17 protein-coding genes are annotated in these 20043 nt (G+C 34.3%); 6 read left to right on the plus strand and 11 right to left on the minus strand.

The window, feature by feature from the left end; all coding sequences use genetic code 11:
- Positions 1–43: 43 nt before the first annotated feature.
- The 6 genes from ABIN61_04385 to ABIN61_04410 all read right to left on the minus strand — a co-directional run bounded on the left by ABIN61_04385 (position 44) and on the right by ABIN61_04410 (position 7222).
- Positions 44–1591, minus strand: a complete 1548-nt coding sequence (locus ABIN61_04385; GenBank protein MEO0293446.1) for a hypothetical protein — start codon at positions 1589–1591, stop codon at positions 44–46.
- Positions 1588–2325, minus strand: a complete 738-nt coding sequence (locus ABIN61_04390; GenBank protein MEO0293447.1) for a zf-HC2 domain-containing protein — start codon at positions 2323–2325, stop codon at positions 1588–1590. The genes ABIN61_04385 and ABIN61_04390 overlap by 4 nt, the downstream gene beginning before the upstream one ends.
- The gene (locus ABIN61_04395; protein ID MEO0293448.1) at positions 2322–2855 is read right to left on the minus strand and encodes a sigma-70 family RNA polymerase sigma factor; all 534 of its coding nucleotides are present in this window, start codon (positions 2853–2855) and stop codon (positions 2322–2324) included. Before ABIN61_04395 ends, ABIN61_04390 begins: the two co-directional genes overlap by 4 nt.
- A gap of 35 nt (positions 2856–2890) precedes the next feature.
- On the minus strand, positions 2891–4390 hold the full coding sequence (locus ABIN61_04400) for a hypothetical protein (GenBank protein MEO0293449.1): 1500 nt from the start codon (positions 4388–4390) through the stop codon (positions 2891–2893).
- A 69-nt stretch (positions 4391–4459) separates the two neighbouring features.
- Positions 4460–6301: an amino acid permease gene (locus tag ABIN61_04405; protein MEO0293450.1), complete on the minus strand. Its 1842-nt coding sequence runs from the start codon at positions 6299–6301 to the stop codon at positions 4460–4462.
- A 114-nt stretch (positions 6302–6415) separates the two neighbouring features.
- On the minus strand, positions 6416–7222 hold the full coding sequence (locus ABIN61_04410) for a T9SS type A sorting domain-containing protein (GenBank protein ID MEO0293451.1): 807 nt from the start codon (positions 7220–7222) through the stop codon (positions 6416–6418).
- A gap of 197 nt (positions 7223–7419) precedes the next feature.
- On the opposite strand from ABIN61_04410, the gene ABIN61_04415 reads away from it, so the two are divergent.
- Positions 7420–7692, plus strand: a complete 273-nt coding sequence (locus ABIN61_04415; GenBank protein ID MEO0293452.1) for a co-chaperone GroES — start codon at positions 7420–7422, stop codon at positions 7690–7692.
- A 15-nt stretch (positions 7693–7707) separates the two neighbouring features.
- Positions 7708–9336, plus strand: a complete 1629-nt coding sequence (gene groL, locus ABIN61_04420) for a chaperonin GroEL (GenBank protein ID MEO0293453.1) — start codon at positions 7708–7710, stop codon at positions 9334–9336.
- Positions 9337–9366: 30 nt separating this feature from the next.
- On the opposite strand, the gene ABIN61_04425 is transcribed toward groL, so the two are convergent.
- Genes ABIN61_04425 through amrS form a run of 5 tightly spaced genes read right to left on the minus strand, consistent with a single transcriptional unit; the run spans position 9367 to position 13653 of the window.
- Positions 9367–10134, minus strand: a complete 768-nt coding sequence (locus ABIN61_04425; protein MEO0293454.1) for a class I SAM-dependent methyltransferase — start codon at positions 10132–10134, stop codon at positions 9367–9369.
- On the minus strand, positions 10103–10888 hold the full coding sequence (locus ABIN61_04430) for a hypothetical protein (protein MEO0293455.1): 786 nt from the start codon (positions 10886–10888) through the stop codon (positions 10103–10105). The genes ABIN61_04425 and ABIN61_04430 overlap by 32 nt, the downstream gene beginning before the upstream one ends.
- Positions 10885–11652: an ABC transporter permease subunit gene (locus ABIN61_04435; GenBank protein MEO0293456.1), complete on the minus strand. Its 768-nt coding sequence runs from the start codon at positions 11650–11652 to the stop codon at positions 10885–10887. Before ABIN61_04435 ends, ABIN61_04430 begins: the two co-directional genes overlap by 4 nt.
- The gene (locus ABIN61_04440) at positions 11645–12547 is read right to left on the minus strand and encodes an ABC transporter ATP-binding protein (protein MEO0293457.1); all 903 of its coding nucleotides are present in this window, start codon (positions 12545–12547) and stop codon (positions 11645–11647) included. Before ABIN61_04440 ends, ABIN61_04435 begins: the two co-directional genes overlap by 8 nt.
- Entirely contained in the window at positions 12544–13653 is a 1110-nt protein-coding gene (gene amrS, locus ABIN61_04445) for an AmmeMemoRadiSam system radical SAM enzyme (protein MEO0293458.1), read from the minus strand. The genes ABIN61_04440 and amrS overlap by 4 nt, the downstream gene beginning before the upstream one ends.
- 94 nt (positions 13654–13747) lie before the next feature.
- Here amrS and ABIN61_04450 point away from each other — a divergent pair, with 94 nt between their 5' ends.
- The 4 genes from ABIN61_04450 to ABIN61_04465 all read left to right on the plus strand — a co-directional run bounded on the left by ABIN61_04450 (position 13748) and on the right by ABIN61_04465 (position 20043).
- Positions 13748–14224: a hypothetical protein gene (locus ABIN61_04450; GenBank protein ID MEO0293459.1), complete on the plus strand. Its 477-nt coding sequence runs from the start codon at positions 13748–13750 to the stop codon at positions 14222–14224.
- 155 nt (positions 14225–14379) lie between these two features.
- Positions 14380–15018: a corrinoid protein gene (locus tag ABIN61_04455; GenBank protein MEO0293460.1), complete on the plus strand. Its 639-nt coding sequence runs from the start codon at positions 14380–14382 to the stop codon at positions 15016–15018.
- Entirely contained in the window at positions 15015–16388 is a 1374-nt protein-coding gene (locus ABIN61_04460) for a methyltransferase MtaB domain-containing protein (protein ID MEO0293461.1), read from the plus strand. The genes ABIN61_04455 and ABIN61_04460 overlap by 4 nt, the downstream gene beginning before the upstream one ends.
- A 199-nt stretch (positions 16389–16587) precedes the next feature.
- Positions 16588–20043, plus strand: coding sequence for a TonB-dependent receptor (locus ABIN61_04465; GenBank protein MEO0293462.1), 3456 nt, complete (start codon positions 16588–16590; stop codon positions 20041–20043).

Here is a 20043-nt window from a genome sequence, read left to right on the forward strand (position 1 = left end):
AGAATTAATAAAAAATTTGGTTTTTAAAAAGAAAGATTTTTTATTATCTTTTTACAATCGCAATATCCTTTGTTACCACGGCTAATATTTCTCTTCCCCGGTATAAAATTGCAATTATTTTTACTTTTAACTCTCCAACTCCCTCCGGGAGATTATTTGCTTCAAATTCTCTATTTAGAATTATTCTTCCTGCATCTTCTGGAATGACTTTCCAAATTATTTGGTAGTCGGTAAAATCCGTGTTTATTAAAAGAGGTGTTGTAGAACCTTCTACAATTTTTTCTATAGCTGTAAGAGAAGTGTTGTAATCCTTGTCTTTAGAGAATAACTCCGTGGTTGGACTATCTATATTATTTCTTTCCCCTATTACAATTAATGATCTTCCAGGTTTAACGTTAATTCCCAGGCCGGCTTCAGCAACCAAGAAGCCTGCTCCTACCCTTTTTGGAATGAAGACCCCATTATTGTTTACATACCCGAGATCCTCAGGGATTACCTTCCATTTTACTAAGATTCCTTCTGCATTTTCTACAGTGAAAGAATATTCTCGCCCAATTTCTTGAGAATCAAAATATTTAAAAGAAGGTGTTATTGATAAAGCTTTTATTTCGGTGGATTTTATAGATACTTCTGCAGAGACAATTCCTTTTCCAAATCTTTGAGGTAAAATTGCAACAACTCTACCTTTTGTTGGAATTTTACCTGCGATAAATGTGCCATCCTTTTTAATTGTCCCACATCTTCTCGGTATTACTTCCCACCGAATAGGAAGATTTATATCTCTAAATCCTTCTCCAATAAGTTTGAACCGAACGGTTTCTCCAGGTTTAAGCTCTACTTTCTCTGGAATTATTCTTATTCCCATTTCTCCACTTATCACCACAATTGCACGCTCTTGAAATCCATTTTTCTCTGCCACTATTACTGTTTTTCCAGGAAGGTTTGCGGTGAATAAACCTGTAGGTGTTAATTCACCTAATTTTTCACCTTCAATTTTCCAAGAGACTCCTTCTTCAGCTACAAACTGAACTGTTTCCCCTATTTTTAACTTCTTAAATTTTGGTGTTATTTTAAGAGAACTAACTTTTCCTTTTACTCTAATAAATGCTGTTTCTACTTCTCCGTTTTCCAAAATAGCAATGACTCTGCCTTTTCCTGGGTTTTTTGCGATGAAGGAGCTATTTTCTATATCTCCTATATTAGGAGGGAAACATTTCCAGGTTTTTGCTTTACTCCCAGAAATTGTGAAGGTTATTTTCTCCCCCTTTTCTAAAATCGCAAATGATGGGAATATTTTTGCCTTTTCTTCTTCCTTACTTATCCTTATATAAGCAAACCCTTGCACAGTTTCTCCTTTTAATTCAGCTTTGCATCGAAGGACCCCTCTACCTTCTTCTTTGGCTATAAAAATTTCATTATAAACTTCTCCGAGGGAATTAGGAGTTACATCAAAACTTAATTTTCCTGAAAGAGGGTTACCTTCTTCATCTAATAATTTAACAGTGAAAGGAATTTTTTCTCCCACTTTGCCCTTAATAGGATTTGGGAATATATAAACTTCTAAAGATAATAATAAAAATATAAACATCATCCCTCCTTATAGAAGGTTATTGCTTTCTCCTCCAGGGTCTTAATAGAAAGGTAGTGAAGCCCTTCTTCCAGAGGAGGTAAGAACTCTTTATCTAAATACAAAACATTAGAAATTATCTTATAATTTTTTATTTCTTCTCCATCGATCTTAATTTCTATTCTTTCTACTGGTTTTTCTAAAACAAGAACAATTTCAAAGTTTTCTCCTACCACTGCTCCTTCCTCTGGAAAGACAAAATGAATTTCTTCGGAAGAGGGTGTTTCTAAAGGTTCATTCATAATGTTTATTTTCGTTTCTTTCTTTACAATTTCTTTTATTTCGGATTTTGGAATGCTTTCTTTTGTTTTTATCTCTTCTTGTGATTTTTCTTGGATTTTTTGGGTTTCTGCTAAAGATGTTGTAGGCTTATATCTTAGGTAGAAAACTGTGAAAAACAATATAAAAATGGCTGCAGCACTTAATACTATGTAATTCCATCTAAGGATTGGTCTTACTCCTTGTAAGGATTCTTTTTTAATAGTATTTTTAAGGATTATATCGATTAATCCAGAAGGACATTGGACTTCCTCTATTTGAGATTGGAAAATTCTTAAAAGTTTTTTTCTCTCTCTTATTTTTCCCTTACATAAATTGCAGATTTTTAAATGAGTTTCCAATTCTTTTTTCTCTTTTTCGGTAAGCTCATTATCTAAATAACCTTGTATTAATTCCTCATATTTTTGATGTTTTCTCATATTTTTTCCTTTAATAATTTTTCAAGTTTTGAAATTGTTCTATTTAACCTTGATCGCACAGTTCCTATTGGAATTTGGAGAATCTCTGATATTGTTGAGTAATCACAATTCTCATAGTATCGAAGGATTAAAACTTCCTGGTGTTTTTTAGGGAGAGATTTAATTAGGTTTTTTATAAGGTTCTCATCTGAGCTCTTAAGAATGAATTTTTCTGGGTTACTTTCATTAGTAGGATGTTTAACAACATCTTCGAGGGAAATTATATTTTTTTCATAAATTTTATCTTTGCGGTATTTAAAAACTGTGTTTAGAGCAATTCTATAAAGCCAGGTGTATATAGAAGATTCTCCTCTAAAAGCTTCAAATCCCTTCCAGGCTTTTGTGAAAACCTCTTGGGTTAATTCTTTTGCTATTTCATAATTATTAGTCATATTGTAAATCATTTTGTAAATCCTTGAAGTATTATTTCTAACAATTTTTTCAAATGTTTCTTTTCTTTCTTCATTTTTTATATTCCTCCTTAATTCCATTTTTTATTTAGATAAAAAATTCTCTATTTAGTTCCTTAAAATTCGTATTCATATATTATTCGAAGCAAGTGGTGTTTATACCCTTCTTCAAGATATGGATAATAATTTATATTAAGCCTTCCAAATTCTTCCAAGTTGAGCCTTCCATCTAAATTTAAGCTAAAACTTGTTTTTTCTCTACTCCTTACTGCAGAGAGACCAAAACTGAGAAGATGCCTTCTAAAATACCAAATGAAATTTGAAAGGAATCGGAGAGATTCGGTTTCTTTTATGGAAATTGTTTTTTCTTGTCCAAATGTATTTTCTAAATGTAAAGTCTTAAAAGATGATTCAAAGCCAAGACCTATATAATAATATTTTTCTTCGTAAAATTCTGGGAACTTAGCCCACTGATATTCAAAGATAGGGGAGAAAAGGTCTTTTATATCCCACTTGAATATTTGAGAAATAGAGAATCCTATGGTTTTATTTTCTTCATAGGCAAGATAATCAAAATTAGTAGATAAAAATTTGGATTGGTATACTCCATTTGTAAAAAAAGAGGTTCTCCCTGAATAAAGATATGAATTTCCGAGAGTTAAATAACCATCTTCAACTTTTCTAATACCTGCTTCAATCCTATTTTGATTTCGTTCGATGTTTATTTTTCCTTCAAAGGCTTTTCCTTTTAGAGTTGAATCTTCATAAAGATTTGGATTTCCAATTGAGAAGAAAGTCTTCACATTTAAAGAAAAATCCTCCATTATTTTCATTTCTAATTCTCCGCCTAATAGAAAAGACTCCTGTGGATCAACAATAATAAGACGATTTATATTTGAAGTATCATCTTTTCCGTAAAAGCTTGTAAGACCAAGGATAAAAGGATTTCTTTTTAAGCTCAATTTTCCTCCTAAAAGCCATCTTGGATATTCCGAGAATAAAGAGTCATAATTGCGTATATATAAAAATAAAGGGAGAATAAATAAATTGTCCACACTTATTTCGCCTGAAAATCCAAGACCTTTAGGAGAGCAAATTGTTAATTCATCAAAGTATGGAGAGATGTATCCTGCCTCTAAGTAAGTTTTTTCTCTTGAATAGCTTAAAAAAGGTGCCCAGACCCTTTGGAATTCGGGATCATAATATAGAGAAGCCCTTAGAGAGTTTTTGTCTTTATAAATAGAAAAATCTAAGCCAAAGATTTTCCCATTTGGTTTATAATAAGAAGAATCTGGGCAATAATAGTTTTGGGTTCCGATTGAGAAGCTTCCTGTGAAGATAAAAGGTATTTCTTCTTTTTTCATTACAAAAAAAGACCATTCTTGAGACTCTTTTTCGGTTTTTACTGTTATATTGTGATTCCCTTTAGGGAGATTATTAATTTCTGAAAAGAAATAGGTGGAGGTAATTTCACCTGGTAAAGCTTTTCCATCTAAATATATCAATATGGATTCTTCTTTAAGCGGAGGATCAAACAGAATGGTTATATCAAAAGGAAGATAAGTTGAATCCTTTGGAGAAATAAGAATAAGAGCAGAAATAATTATTTCTAACATATTTTAGAATAAATTTATCGCATTTTAATTGTCTCGTCAAGTTTATTTAATTTTTTAATTGGATTTTGGTTATGGCCCTCTTTTTCTTTCTCCAAGAAGTATTATATCTCTGAGATTTTCTATGCTTTTTGCTCTTATCCATCTATCCATAAAATCAGATTCTCTTACAATCTGTGCAATAGAAGTAAGAACTCTCAAGTGAAAATTCCTTTCATCTTTTGTTCCTATGAGAACGAAAATGGCTTTCACCTTCGGAAATTCTTCTCCCCAATTTACACCTTCTTTAGCTCTGGCAAGAAGAATGTTAAATTGTTTTTCACCTTGGATTATTATATGGGGTATTGCTATATCAGAGTTTATTGCAGTCGGACTTTCTTTTTCTCTTTCTATGAAAAGATGATAAAGCTTCTCTTTAGGTATACCAATGGATGGAGAAAGTTTTTCTGCTACGAGTTTGAAAAAATTATTTAAATCTATTTTTTCTTTGATATCCAAAATTGAGCATTTTTCAATTAGTTCATCTAAACGATCTTTTTGAATTTTATCTCTTTCTCTAATTATTTCTTTTAATTCATTTTCGAGAGAATGAGAAGTTAATTCTTTTGCTGTTATTCTTTCAATTAGATATAAAAGGGCAAATTCCTCTTTTCTTTTTGATCTCCCATAGATTAGGTAAGTGATAAGAGCTCCTGCTACAAGAAATATGACAATTAAAATGGCTTCTCTCCCCATTTCAAGAATAAAAAATGCAGAGCCTATTAATCCAGTTATCTGTGGAAAAGGATAAATGGGACTTTTAAATCTTGGTCTATAGTTTCCTATCCCACTTTGCCTCATAACTATCACAGCGCAAGAAGAGAGGAAATAAGTCATTATAAGGACAATCGAGGCAGCTTCTATAAGGATATCTAACGGAAAGAATAAAGAAATTATCATGACTGTTCCAGTTAGGAGAATGGCGAGATGTGGTGTGCAAAATTTCTTGTTTGTTTGCTGAAGAATCTTAGGGAGAAGATTATCTCGACTCATTGCAAGTGGATATCTTGAGGCAGACATAATACTGGCATTTGCTGTAGAAATAAAGGCAAAAATTGCAGCAATACTTAAGAGAACTCTACCCCATTCTCCCATGAAGGTAGAGGCTCCATCAGAAATGGGAGTTAGAGAGTTATCTAAAGAATTTCCAAGGACTCCTCCTGTGACAAGAACCATAAGGATGTAAAGTGTTCCTATTGTTAGAAGAGAAAAAATCATTGCTAAAGGTATAATTCTTTCTGGCTCTTTTACTTCCTCTGCAATGCTTGCAATCTTTAAAATACCTCCGTAGGAGACAAAAACAAAACCTGCAGTAGAAAAGATCGCGCGAAATCCCTTAGAAGCAAAACCTCTAAAATGCTCTACTTTAATATTTGGGATTCCTAAGGTAATATAAAGAATCATTACTCCAAGGAGAAAAACGACCAAAACAACTTGTGCTCTTCCTGCCTCTTTAATTCCTATTATGTTAAGAACTATGAATATTATACAAAGGCTGATTGAGATAAAATGGATGTTAAGATCAACTAAGATAGAGGTAAACTCAGCCATACCCACCAAAGCAAAAGCTCCCTTAAGAGATAAAGAAAACCAAGTTAAAAGTCCATCGACAGTGCCTACTAAAGGTCCCATACTCCTTGTGACATAAAAATATGCTCCTCCAGCCTTTGGCATTGCAGATACAAGCTCTGCTTGAGATAGAATTCCTGTTAAAGCAAGGCATCCTGCAATAAAATAAGAGATTATTACAGCAGGGCCTGCTCTTAAATAAGCGATTCCTGGTAAAATAAAGATTCCAGAGCTTATCATCGCTCCAGAAGCAACACAAAAGATCTCAATAAAATTAAGCTTTTTGGATAATTTTGAATTTCTCATAGCCCATTATAGTGAGGGAAGGGGAATAAGTCAAGTAATTTTAACTAAAGATTCTAAAACAAAAATAGGGGAAATAATCCCCTATTTTTGAGAAATTTTATAACATTTCTATGGTTATTTAAAAATTATGAGTTTGCTCTTTTTCGTCACTTTACCTGCAACAAGTTTTACTATGTAAATTCCTCCTGGAGCCTCTACTTTGAATTCGTGGGTCCCTTTAGTCATCACCCCTGGAGCTATTTCAGCTATTTTTGTACCTGTGAGATTGTAAACACTTATTAAGATAGGAGCAGACTCATCCAATGAAAACTTTATTTTATTTATTGAAGGTTCAAGAGTGATCTTTTCTGGGTCGCTAAATAGATTAACTCCAGAACCACCTTGCCGAGAGACACTGGAAACTAAATCTACGTAAACCGTGCATTCCGGACTTTCTACAGCGCTTGTGAATTCAATTCCCGCTCTTATTATGGGAAGAGTTAATTCGGATATGTCACACCAATTACAATGCCATTCATCTTTTGGAAGGGAAGCCCAACTTTGATAGTGACCATGCCACCCCCAACTTTCGTTCTGGATAAAAGGTTGCATGCTACTCATTGCATCATCATATCCACTAGGCAAATACACCCAAAAGAATACAGTATCTCCAAACTGAAGATCACTGGTTAAAGGAGTATTATCTGCACCAAAAGCCCATTTCATCTTCCCCGTTCCTTGAGGATCGTTAAAGACTACCTTTAAAGAATAGTTTCCCTCGTAAGCAATATCACTGGATCGTTCTATTAAACTTATTGGGCACCACGCTTGTTCATATAGATTTCCATTGAATGGTTGTTCTTCGGTTTCAAAATCAAAAGTTCCTTTTCCAAATAATGTTAAAGAAAAAACTATAATACATACCCCTATTAATTTCTTCATATCCGCCTCCTTTTTAAGATTATATTTTAAATATATAAAAAATTTTATTTTTGTCAAGTGTATAACCATTTAAAACGGATTTTTATCCCCCCCTTGACAAATCTGATAATTGATGTATTATTATTAATAAACTTTAGGTGGTAATTTCCTTTTAGTTTCGTTTTGGTCAAACATAAAAAATAGAAAGGAGGTAATTTATGATAGAACCAGTAGGGAGACGTGTGTTGGTTAAAAGGATTGAAGAGGAAGAAAAGAAAGGAGGAATTATAGTGCCTGATACAGCAAAGGAGAAGCCTCAGTGGGGTATTGTTGAAAATGTGGCAAAGGTTAAGAAAGATGATGATCCTCTACCTGTGAAGAAAGGGGATAAAGTTCTATTTGGAAAGTATAGTGGAACAGAAATAGAGTATGAAGGGGAAGAATATCTAATATTGAATGAAGATGATATTCTTGCGAAAATAGAAAAGTAAAAAGGAGGTGTAAAGATGGCTGCTAAAGAAATTATATATGGTCAAGATGCAAGTAATGCTCTTAGAACAGGTGTTACAAAACTTGCTAAGGCTGTAAGGGTTACCCTTGGTCCTAAGGGTAGGAATGTGGCTCTTGAGAAGAGCTGGGGTGCTCCTACTGTGACAAAAGATGGAGTCACTGTTGCTAAAGAAATAGAGCTAAAAGATCCTTTTGAGAATATGGGAGCCCAGATGGTGAAAGAAGTTGCTTCTAAGACGAGTGAAGTTGCAGGAGACGGGACTACAACAGCAACTGTTCTTGCTGAAGCAATTCTTTTAGAAGGAATGAAGAATGTTGCAGCTGGGGCTAATCCAATGGCTTTGAAAAGGGGAATGTTAAAGGCTGTTGATGTGGTTGTGGAGGAACTAAAAAAGATTTCTCAGCCAGTTAAGGGGAGAGAGGAAATAGAACAGGTTGCGACAATTTCTGCGAATAATGATAAGGAGATTGGACAAATAATAGCTGATGCTATGGAGAAAGTGGGAAAAGATGGAGTGATTACAGCTGAAGAAGGTAAAGGTCTTAAGACAGAACTTGAAGTTGTTGAGGGAATGCAGTTTGATCGTGGATATATCTCCCCTTATTTTATAACAAATCAAGAAGAAATGACAGTGGAATTAGACAATCCTTATATCTTAATCCATGAAGGTAAACTTTCCGCAATGAAACCTTTACTTCCTCTGCTTGAAAGAATTTCACAACAGGGAGTTCCACTTCTTATAATAGCAGAGAATGTGGAAGGAGAAGCTCTCGCAACACTTGTTGTTAATAAGCTAAGAGGAACCTTGAATGTGGCTGCTGTGAAGGCTCCTGGGTATGGGGATAGAAGAAAGGAAATGTTAAAGGATATTGCAATTCTTACTGGAGGTTTATTTATTTCGGAAGAGATTGGAATTAAGCTTGAAGGTGTTCAGCTCTCCGATCTTGGACAGTGTGATAAGGTGAAGATTGATAAGGATAATACCACTATAATTGGAGGAAAGGGAGATCCTGAAAAGATTAAAGGGAGAATTCAGCAGATTAAGACAGAAATAGAAACAACCACTTCTGACTATGACAGAGAGAAACTTCAGGAAAGACTTGCAAAACTTGCAGGTGGTGTAGCGGTTATTAAGGTTGGTGCTGCAACCGAGGTAGAGATGAAGGAAAAGAAAGCAAGGGTTGAAGATGCTCTTCACGCTACAAGGGCGGCTGTCGAAGAAGGAATTATTCCTGGTGGAGGAGTTGGTCTATTGAGAACAATACCCGCTGCAAGGAAATTTGCAGAGACGCTTGAAGGAGATGAACGTCTTGGAGCCCAGATAATAGCTAAGGTTCTTTCTGAACCTCTTAGATGGATTGCAAATAATGCTGGAGAAGAAGGAGCGGTTATTGTGGAGAAAGTTATGAATGAGAAAAATGTGAATATGGGATTCAATGCAGAGACTTTGCAGATTGAAGATATGATGAAAGCGGGTATTGTAGATCCAACAAAGGTGGCGAGAAGTGCTCTTCAGAATGCTGTCTCAGTTGCTTCTCTCCTTACAACAACTGAAACTTTAGTGGCAGAGAAAAAAGAAGAAAAAGAGACTCAGGGTGCCGGCGCAGGAATGCCTCCAATGTAATGGAATAGGAAGAGTTTATAAATGGGGCAGTTAATCTGCCCCATTTTTTTTGGCAACGTATAAAATTCTTCGCGTAAATTTGTCCACTTTGTTGTGTTCAAAGCATTTAAATGTATTTATAACCTTAAAATTTGAAAGCTTTAAAGCGTATTTTACTTCCTCTTCTTCGTAACCTCTTTCTTTATGAATCTCATCTATTCTTCTCCATCTTCCGTTCTCTTTGACAAAAAGAGTCAAATGAAGAGTTAGGATTTTAGAATCTTTATCATATGAGTTTCTCCAAATACTTATAAAATTTTGATTTTCTTCTCTAACTTCTCTTCCACTAGCACATCTTAAACCATAAGGGGTGTTTAAGTCGAAAATAAAATGTCCTTCTGGTTTGAGAGCCTCTTTTATAGAGTAAAAAGCTTGAATTAGCTTTTTTAATTCAAGAAGATAATTTAGAGAATCGAACATTGAAATTGCAAGATTGAAATAATTTAAAAAAGGTATTCTAAGAGCATTTGCTTGAACAAGAAGGAGGTCTGGCTTTTTTTCTTTTGCCACTTTTAGCATTTCTATAGAATTATCCATCCCTAAAATTGGCGTTAAGTTTCTATTTAAAAAGGGAATGGTTGAATTTCCGGTTCCACAGGTTACATCCAAAAGAGGAGTTGTTTTTATATTGAAAAGATTAATAGTTTCTAATATGTATTCAATCCACTCATCATATTTTACGTCTTTCATTAAAAGATCGTAGTATCTTGCAATATTAGTGTATGGTTTATTTGAATGGCTTAAAGACAACGGTTCCATTTTCTATTTTAAAAACACCCTCAGAGACTATAGGTATGAAGGGTAGATACCCTTCTTTATAAAGAGTAAAGAGGGAAGGGGCATAATATTTTTTATCCTTGTAGAAATTTTTATATTGAGTTGAGATGATTCTAATTATACCTTTAATTGCTTTTTCTTTTGAAACTTCATTTGTTGCCTTCTCGTAAAAGTGGAGATATAGTCTGAGTCCCAACTCAACTCTCTTTTCTTTAAGAAGCGTCCAGCTTGCAAATCTAATAGCCAATTCTGGGGCGTTTTCTTTCTGAGACGCAAAGAGAAACCATTTTGAGGCGCTTTGATAATCTCTTTTATAGACATAGTATATAAATCCTTTCACAAAAGGAATTTCCCATCTTTCGGGATTATTCGCCATTCCCTTATTAAGTAATTTAGTGGCTAAGGGAATATTTTTTACATCATCTGCAAGAATCATTCCTCCAAATGTATAAGTAGAGATAAATTTTGGATCAAGTTCAGTAATTACATCATACATATGGAAAAGATATGGGTAACTTCTGTCAGTTTTTCTATGTTTACCAAAATAAAGATTGGCTTCAATCCATAATAAGTCGGATAAAAGAATGTCAAAACCTCCTGTGAGAGCTTTAATGAAATTACTTGATGGAAAATAGAGGATCTCTTCTCTTTCTTGTTTTGGAAACCATTTAAACCACCTTGTTTCTATTAAAGCAAGAAGGATTATTAGAAGAACTAAAAGAACCAATCTTTTCATAAAAATTCCTTTTTGTAGTATAAGAAAGAGGATAATATTATGAGAATTATAGAATATAAAAGAGAGTAGGAAAAAGCCAAAATATAAGCCCCTAAAGGTAAAGGTAGGTGATAAACTACTGTTGCTTTAATGTTAAATGGAGAGAAATTGGGCAAGATGTAAAATAAAAATTTGAAGAACCAAGATAATTCTGGAGCATTTATTACATAAGGAAAGGTGATAAGATAATAGCTAAGATGAGCGATAAAGAAAAGAACCAAAGTTAAAATTCCAGAAGTTAAAGGAGAAGTAAAGGCTGAAAGAAAAATTGCAAGAGCATCCAGAAGAAAAAATTCAAAAAGGAAGAAATAGAGAATTTTGAGTAAATGTATCTCGAAGACTCCTAAATAGAGTTTATAGAAGAGGGAAAAGATAAAAAATAGTAAAACTTGAACCACAATTGTTAGATAATATAATCCTAAGAATTTACCTCCAACGAATTCCAGAGATTCTACAGGTTTAGACATAATAGAGTAAATTGTTTTTCTTTCTACTTCATCGTAAAGAATCCTTGTTCCAATGAGTATAACAACTAAAACACCAAAGATCTCAATTATACTAATTCCAAAGTCTTTTATTACCTTTGCTCCTTCTCCAACGGAGATTGGAATGAAAATTTTTGAAAAGGCTAAAAGGAGAAATCCCACCACTCCGATAGAGATAATAGTTTTATCTCTTATTGCTTCTTTAAATGTGTTTAGAGCAATTGTCAATGTCTTACTCATTTATTATCTTGATGAAATATTCTTCAAGGTTCTTTTTAATAGGAGACACAGATAAGATTTTCCCCTTCTTTTTTATTACTTCTTTTATCACTTTATCCCTTTCTTTCTCATTTTTAACTCTTAAAAATACAGTTCCTTTTTCTACTTTCATTTCTCCATATTTTTCGAACTTTTTTGGTTCCTTTATTCCTTCAAATTCTATTTCTATATAATTAATTTTTTCTTCTAAAATTTCTTTTATCGCACCCACTTTTTTCATTTTCCCGTTAAATATAATTCCTACTCTACTACAAATAGCTTCTACATCTGGAAGAATGTGGGAAGAAAATAAGATCGTTTTTCCTTGTTTATTAATTTCTACAATTAAATCTTTTAATTCTCTTCTCCCTATTGGATCAAGTGCACTAAGAGGTTCGTCAAGAATTACAAATTCAGGATCCCCAATAATAGCTTGAGCAAACCCAATTCTTTGAATCATCCCTTTTGAATACATATGAATTCTTTTTCCAATACTTTTTGAAAGTCCCACCATTTCCAATAAATTATCAATTTCTTTTTTGGAAACTTTTTTACCATAAAGCTTTGCATAAAATTCAAGAAGCTCTCTTCCTGTTAAGTGTGGATAAAAGGAAGGATTTTCTGGTAAAAATCCAATTTTTCTTCTTGCGTAAAGAGGTTCTAAGCTTTCAAATAGTTTTATCTTTCCCTTTGTTGGTCGAATAAGACCTGTGATTATTTTTAGAGTTGTTGTTTTACCTGCGCCATTTGGACCTAAAAGTCCAAATATTTCTCCCTCTTCAATTTCCATACTTAGATTGTTTACACCTATAATTTTTTTAAGCAAGAAAGGGGATCGATAAATTTTGACTATAGAATCAATTTCCAAGACCTTCATTCCCAAATTCCACTTATTTTTTCACCACATTTTGGGCAACTATTGTTTTTTATTTTATTGGTAAGGACAAAAAATCCCCTTCTTCTTATTAAGATTTCTCCACATTTTGGGCAATAAGTGTTCTCTCCAGGGTCTCCCTGAGGGACATTTCCAACATAAGAGTGCTTAATCCCCATTTTTAGGGCGAGTTCTCTTGCCATTTGAACGCTTTCTAATGGAGTGGGGGGAAGATTCGTTAGTTTATAGGTTGGGTAAAACCTTGAGAAATGAATTGGAACTTCATCTCCTAAGTTATTTAAAACCCAACTTACCATTTCTTTTATCTCTTTTTTATCATCATTTATTGTAGGAATCACCAAATAAGTGATTTCGATCCAAACTCCTCCATCTTTAAGTTTTTTTAAAGTGCGGAGGACAGGTTGAAGAGTTCCAGATGAGATTTCTCTATAAGAGGTCTCTTTGAAAAACTTTAAATCAATATTTGCCCCATCAAGGAAGGGAATTAGGTCTATTAAGGGTTTCTCGTTTAAATAACCGTTAGAATGATAAATATTTTTTAGCCCTTTATTTTTTGCAAGCTTACAGGAATCAATCATATATTCAATAAAAATAGAAGGTTCTGTATAAGTGTAAGCAATAGAGCTTATATTGTATTTATCTTTGTAAGAGAGAACATCTTCTACAAGGGCCTCTGGAGGGAGTCTATAATTATTTGTTTCTTCTGGAGGGACCTGGGATATATGATAATTCTGACAATATTTACATCTCATATTACAACCAGCTGTGGCTATTGAATAAGCAGTTGTCCCCGGGAAAAAATGGTAAAGAGGTTTTTTCTCAATGGGGTCAATATGAACAGCACAGGGGTTACCATAACTTAGGGTGTATAATTTTCCTTTTCTGTTTTCTCTAACTCTGCAGAAGCCTCTTTGTTTATCATTTAAAATACATTTATGAGGGCAATTTTCGCACTGGACAGTGTTTCCTTCTTTTTTTACCCAATATGAAGCTAATTTTGGAGAGACATAATAACCTCTCTCCTCTTGCTTGGTTAAGCCTATTAAAGGTAAAACTGAAAGAGTTTTTAAGAACTCCCTTCTATTCATTTAATAAATTTTAATTCTTTTTTGTTCTTTGTCAACTTAATTATGCTTGACTTTTAATTAAAAAAATTTATAATTCTTTTAAAAGGAGGAGATAATGAAAAAATTCTTATTAGTTGTGGTGGGTTTATTTTTTGTCTTTTCTCTAAGCGGGCGGTCTAAACTTGAATTTTCTCCGAAATTGACTGTTTATCTTGATGGTGGACAGAGTTTTGGAATTGGAGCAGATCTTACAGTGAATCCTAAGAAGTGGTTTGGATTAAGAATGAATTTGGCTGAATTCCTTTTGGGAGATTTGGAAGGTTTTTCTTTAAATATTTCTAATGAGATTAATCGTACAACTTTTGATTTTCTTTACTATACAAATCTTACTATTATTTCTTATTTAGATTTTACTTTTGGTTTTCTTTCCCTAGAACATAGTGATTTCTTTGCAATTGGGTTTGGATTAGGTCTTGAGAAATATATGGGTAAGGGCAACTATTTGTTTTTTGAACCAGGAATTTCCTATTTAGATATTGGAGATGGAGAAGTTGTTTTTAGGCTGCCAATTGGTTTTAAGATGGGAATTTAGAGAAATTTTAGGAGTTCCTAAAGGCTGTATAGATCACCTATACAGCCTTTTTATATTTAATTAATTAAAGTATTTAAAATTTATTAGAGCAATCCAGTTATTGACAAATTGGAGAAAAGTAATAGTTTATTTTTATTTAAAGAGAGGAGGGTATAGTGGATATCCTTAATGGATTAAAAGAAAGTGTAATTTCAGGAAATGAAACAAAGGCATTGGAGTGGACCCAAAAGGCCTTAGAAGAAGGAGTGGATATTGAGAGGATGTTAAAGGAAGGGTTCATTCCTGCTATGGAGATTGTAGGAAGTAAGTTCCAGGCGAATGAGATTTATGTTCCAGAGATGTTAATGTCTGCAAGAGCAATGAAAGCAGGGATGAAGTTGCTTAAGCCTTTATTGACTCAAAGAGGGATTGAGCCTATAGGGAAAGTTGTTATTGGAACCGTTAAAGGAGACCTCCATGATATTGGGAAGAATTTGGTCGCGATGATGTTGGAAGGAGGAGGTTTTGAAGTTTTTGATGTTGGAGTGGATGTTCCACCTGGAAAATTTTTGGATACGGTAAGGGAAAAGAAAGCAGATATTCTTGGCCTTTCTGCTTTACTCACAACAACGATGGTGGAGATGAAGAATGTTATAGAAGTTTTTAAAGAAAGTGGTTTAAGGGAGAAGATTAAGATAATTGTGGGAGGCGCTCCTGTAAATGCGGATTATGCTAAAGAAATTGGAGCTGATGGCTATGCGCCTGACGCCGCATCTGCTGTGAGGTTGGCTAAATCTCTATTAGATAAAAGATGAAAAAGTATAATTCTTTAGCTTATAAGAAAGCTCAGGATATTTGGTTTGGGAGATCTCTTCACCCTTTAGTTTGTGGTTTTGGTCTTAGAATTGGAGATGGGAAAGTTTTTCCAGAGATTAATTATACCTTACCTCCTATGAGTGTTTCTATGAATAACATTGAGGAAATAGAAAAACAATATGACTTTATGGTGAAAGGTATTCTTAAGAGAGCTGTAACTTTACAGGTTCCTGGAATAGTCCTTGAGTTTGAGCATCTCCCTCCTATGACAGATATTTTAGAGATTGGGGTTAGAATAACAAAAAAGACAAAGGAAATAATGAAAGATTTTTATGATAAATATGGTCTTAATTCAGCTTTAAGAGTTACAATTTGTGATACAAGGGAAGAAGAGCGTCCTCCTAAGATGAGAAGTGGACAAGCTATAAAAAGAATTTTTTCTTCTTTTCTTGAAAATGCTTATTCGGGAGGAGACTTACTCTCTATAGAATCTATAGGAGGAAAAGAGGTGAACGATAGAGCTTTAATGGAGGGAAATGTTGCAGGGATTCTTTTTTCCTTAGGTGTTCTTGCTCCAAGAGATATGCATTTTTTGTGGAAGGAAATTAATGAGATTGCAAAAGAGACAAACACAGTCCCTGCAGGAGATTCTGCCTGTGGTCTTGCAAATACAGCTATGATGCTTGCCGATAGGGGTTATATTCCTGAGGTTCTTGCAGCTACAATTAGGGCAATGTCTTCTGTTCGCTCTCTTATTGCTTTTGAAGAAGGAGCAGTTGGACCTTCTAAGGATTGTGCTTATGAAGGTCCTATAATTAAAGCGATCACAGGTTATCCAATATCTATGGAAGGAAAGTCTTCTGCTTGCGCACATTTGAGTCACTTGGGAAATATTGCTGGTGCGGTTTGCGATCTTTGGAGCAATGAGTCTATTCAGAACATAAAGCTTTTAGCGGATTACGCTCCTATAGTCTTTACTGAAATTTTAGCTTATGATTGTCGAGTTATGAATACAGCAATAGAAAATGATCAAGATAAAGTTTTACAAGAACTTCTTATTAAAAGCGATGAGCTTAAAAATGTTCAAGCTTTTATTATTTCTCCAGAAAATTCTTTTGAAATTGCAAAGGTAATTGTTGAGGAAAAAGACGATTTCTTACGAACCAGACTGGCAGGATTAAAAGCTTGTGAGTTGATTAAAGAGGCGGTAAAAGATAGAAAGCTTACGCTTAGCGATAGAGAATTAAATTGGTTAAACAAAATTGAAGCAGAAATAGCTAAATATGAAAGGGAGGAAATTTTGATAAAAGAAATGAGTTCATTATATGGAGAATTTTTCTTATTGGATGAATATGGAATTGGGTTTTGAGAAGTTGGAGAAAACCCCTTGACAAAACTGGAAAAAATGTTAGAATATTTAACAAATTTGTTAGAAAAATGTTTTTCAAGGTTACTAAAGGTATGGGGAAAATAATGAGTATTTGTGTGAGGAATAAGATTTCCAATGTTTTTTTAACTCCAAGAAAGTTTTTTCTTAACTTTTCTTTAATCCCAAAAAGGAGGTTATAATGAGAGGGAGAACTATCTTTATAAAGTTTTTTTCTTTTAAGCTCATAGGTGTTTTTCTATTGTTTTTACTTATTATTCCAACCAATTTAAGTGGAGCTGTTACTGGTAAAATTGCGGGTATAGTAATAGATGCTCGGACTGGAGAACCTCTTGTTGGAGCTAATGTTGTAATTTTGGGGACTGATAGAGGAGCAGCCTGTGATGTAGATGGTTATTACTACATACTAAGGTTGGATCCAGGAATTTATGATGTTCAGGCAAGGATGATTGGATATAAGACCGTTACCAAAGTAGGGGTCAGAGTTGAGTCTGGTCATACGACGCCTCTTAATTTTGAGCTTGAGCCCACCGTTATTCCTGGAGAAGGTGTTACCGTGAAGGCCGAAAGGGAAATTATAAAACTTGACCTTTCTGGAAGTTCTATTACTGTAGATAAAAGTGAGATTGAAGCAGTTCCTCTTATTTCAGGGGTAACTCAATATTTAAATCTTCAGGCAGGAATAGAAGGTTGGAGTATTAGAGGGAGTGGGCTGGAGAATACAAAATTGATGGCTGATGGTTTATTACTTGTTGATAATAGAATTAATGAACCAATTATGATGCCAAACTTGAGTGAGATAAAAGAGGTTAGTTTGCTTAAAGGTGGGTTTAATGCTGAGTTTTCAAACGTTCGTGCAGGTGTAGTTAATGTAGTTACAAGAGAAGGGTCTCCCAAAAAGTATGAGGGAACTTTTGAATATAGGTATACTCTAGGGCATCTCAAACATAATAAACCTTCCATCTTTGACCCTGAGAATTATTATAACAAGATATACTTATGGAATAAACTGGATACAGGATATGTATATACAACAGATCCTAATACAGGCGAGACTCTTTCCTGTGATACAGTTATCAAATATGATAGTGTTTGTTGGAAGGGTCCTATGAATGTATGGGGAGATAAGAAGAGTCCTTTCTATGATACGGTTAAACAAAAGAGTTGTGCTAATCCTTCTTGGAAAGGGTGGATTGGAGAAGCTACAGGAAAGCCAATAACTCCTGAAGCAGCCCGTGATTTGTGGCTCTGGAGGCATCGTATTGATATACCAAGAACAGATTCACTTTTCTCTATTTATAGTCATGACTCAGCATACATTCCTATATGGGATATTACTGTTGAAGAAGATGGTGATACGACTTATGAACTTACAGGATTTAGAAGAGAGCCTTATAAAATTCCAGAAGATCAACCCAGAAGAGGAAAATATGGCGACAAACCTGATATTTCTTTAGATGCAGGATTTGGGGGACCTGTTCCCTTAGTTGGTAAATATTTAGGAGATTTGAGCTTTTATGCTTCTTATCGCGACTTTAAGGAAGCTTTTCCTCTTCCGGATAGTAGGGAGTATTACAGGGAAACTCAAACAAGCTTGAAACTCACCTCGAGGGTTAGAGATAATATGAAAGTGAATTTAAGAGGGGCTTACTCTGTGATTAATTCTCTTTCTCCATGGGCTACAGGAGAGCAAGTTGGAGCACCTACTAAGGGTTTTATTGGGCAAGTCTATCTTAGGGGAGCTATGGATATGATTATGCCCACCGGAGAATGGGGTGGAATTCACCATGGAGGTGATAAGATTAGAAGTAATCCTGTAAACTTATTCAGTTTAACTTCTTTAACACCTTTTGATGTTATTTCAAGAATGTATGGGGTTAGTTTCCAACACGTTCTCACAGAGAACACTTTTTATGATATAAGATTAACTTATGTTCGTTCTAATAATGATGCTGAGTTTTGGTATGATCTTCCAAAAAGGATGAACGATACGGTTCTTGTTTGGTTTGGAGATAAGTTTGATAAAAATGGTGATTGGATTACAGATAGAAACCATTTAGCTCTATATACAGCGAATAACATACCATATGGATTCCCAGATCCAGATTTTACAATTGACCGTATTGTGGGTGTTGGCTCCACGGTTTGGGGTCCAGCTCAAAACTGTGGAACATACAATAAATCTTGGTCACAGACTTTTAATGGGAAGCTTGATTTTACCTCTCAAGTGAATAAATACAACGAGATAAAATTTGGGTTTGAAGCAAATTATGATAAAATTCACGAGTTTTATATAATACATGAAGGATATGGATGGCCCGAAAGAGGAGAGGAAGAAAAATCAAGGGGTTCTTATGTTGTCAGATATGATGCCTATCCAATCTTAGGAGGAGCTTATATTCAGGATAAAATTGAATTTGAAGGAATGTTTGCAAATATAGGTGTAAGAATTGATGTTGCAGATGCAAATACAGAATGGCCTTCAAGGAAGGATAGCGCTTCTATTTATTCTAATTATTACAGTGGTTTTCTAAAAAAGGAACTTTTTGAGCAAGAAGATCTTCTTGTTGATGTGCCAGCTTTATGGAAGATTAGTCCTCGAATGGGAATTTCTTTCCCATTCCTTGAGAATAGTAAGTTATTCTTTAACTATGGACATTTCTATTCTCTTGCTCCAAATGCACAGAGGTTTATGATCTCTTGGGGTAGAGGGACGGAACCTCTTCCGTATATTGGTAACCCCTTCCTTGATATGGCAAGGACAATTTCTTATGAAGTTGGTTTTGAGAGTAACATAGCAAATCAGATTCTTGCAAGAGTTACAGGTTATTATAAAGACACTGATAATGAAACAGCACTGGCAAGTTATACACTCTCTACCGAAGATCCAAGTATTTCTTATACTACTTTTGAGAATTTGAAATATAGTGATATTAGAGGTTTTGAAGTAGAATTTAGAAAGCCAGCTGGTAGATTCTTCACAGGTTGGGTTATTTATGATTATCAGGTCCGAAGTGAAGGGAAAATTGGAAGGGAAAAGAACTATGCCTGGGCTGCGGACCAAGCAAAAACAGGGCTATATGAACCTGAGCAAACAGAGCCTGTTCCTCAACCTGTTTTTAGAGCTCAGGTTAGTTTTAAAACCCCTAATGATTGGGGAATTCTCTTAGGAGGATACAATCTTTCTCTTCTTTACAGTTGGAGAGGCGGTAGATACGGGACCCTTAATCCGTTTGGGATTAGAGAGTTAGGTATTGTTTATCAATTGGAGAATAATATTCGCTGGGAGAATGAACGTAATTTGGATTTGAGTTTGAATAAAGTTCTTTCTGTTGGAGGAACAAATCTTACTTTGTTTATGGATGTTCATAATGTTTTTGATTGGCAAGAACTCAGTTCTCAGGGATTTTCAAGTGATTATGATGAGACCCAATACCTGAAGTCTCTTCATCTAGAGATATATAATTATGAGCCGTTTGCAAGTAGAGGATTCGTTGGTCCAAAAGAAGGAGAAAAACCGGATAGAATTGGAGAGCTTAGAAGTGATGAGAAGCCTTACATAAATAATCCTGATCGAGAATTTCTAATGTATCTTGATCCAAGGTTTGTTCAGTTTGGGATAAGATTTAGTTTTTAG

Source organism: candidate division WOR-3 bacterium (genome assembly GCA_039804165.1).
Classification (GTDB): Bacteria; Hydrothermota; UBA3072; order UBA3072; family UBA3072; genus JAFGHJ01.

What these genes read in the sequence shown, in the direction of transcription:
- ABIN61_04385 (MEO0293446.1), bottom strand. Translation starts at nt 1,591, where the DNA reads ATGATGTTTATATTTTTATTATTATCTTTAGAAGTTTATATATTCCCA.
- ABIN61_04390 (MEO0293447.1), bottom strand. Translation starts at nt 2,325, where the DNA reads ATGAGAAAACATCAAAAATATGAGGAATTAATACAAGGTTATTTAGAT.
- ABIN61_04395 (MEO0293448.1), bottom strand. Translation starts at nt 2,855, where the DNA reads ATGGAATTAAGGAGGAATATAAAAAATGAAGAAAGAAAAGAAACATTT.
- ABIN61_04400 (MEO0293449.1), bottom strand. Translation starts at nt 4,390, where the DNA reads ATGTTAGAAATAATTATTTCTGCTCTTATTCTTATTTCTCCAAAGGAT.
- ABIN61_04405 (MEO0293450.1), bottom strand. Translation starts at nt 6,301, where the DNA reads ATGAGAAATTCAAAATTATCCAAAAAGCTTAATTTTATTGAGATCTTT.
- ABIN61_04410 (MEO0293451.1), bottom strand. Translation starts at nt 7,222, where the DNA reads ATGAAGAAATTAATAGGGGTATGTATTATAGTTTTTTCTTTAACATTA.
- ABIN61_04415 (MEO0293452.1), top strand. Translation starts at nt 7,420, where the DNA reads ATGATAGAACCAGTAGGGAGACGTGTGTTGGTTAAAAGGATTGAAGAG.
- groL (MEO0293453.1), top strand. Translation starts at nt 7,708, where the DNA reads ATGGCTGCTAAAGAAATTATATATGGTCAAGATGCAAGTAATGCTCTT.
- ABIN61_04425 (MEO0293454.1), bottom strand. Translation starts at nt 10,134, where the DNA reads ATGGAACCGTTGTCTTTAAGCCATTCAAATAAACCATACACTAATATT.
- ABIN61_04430 (MEO0293455.1), bottom strand. Translation starts at nt 10,888, where the DNA reads ATGAAAAGATTGGTTCTTTTAGTTCTTCTAATAATCCTTCTTGCTTTA.
- ABIN61_04435 (MEO0293456.1), bottom strand. Translation starts at nt 11,652, where the DNA reads ATGAGTAAGACATTGACAATTGCTCTAAACACATTTAAAGAAGCAATA.
- ABIN61_04440 (MEO0293457.1), bottom strand. Translation starts at nt 12,547, where the DNA reads ATGAAGGTCTTGGAAATTGATTCTATAGTCAAAATTTATCGATCCCCT.
- amrS (MEO0293458.1), bottom strand. Translation starts at nt 13,653, where the DNA reads ATGAATAGAAGGGAGTTCTTAAAAACTCTTTCAGTTTTACCTTTAATA.
- ABIN61_04450 (MEO0293459.1), top strand. Translation starts at nt 13,748, where the DNA reads ATGAAAAAATTCTTATTAGTTGTGGTGGGTTTATTTTTTGTCTTTTCT.
- ABIN61_04460 (MEO0293461.1), top strand. Translation starts at nt 15,015, where the DNA reads ATGAAAAAGTATAATTCTTTAGCTTATAAGAAAGCTCAGGATATTTGG.
- ABIN61_04465 (MEO0293462.1), top strand. Translation starts at nt 16,588, where the DNA reads ATGAGAGGGAGAACTATCTTTATAAAGTTTTTTTCTTTTAAGCTCATA.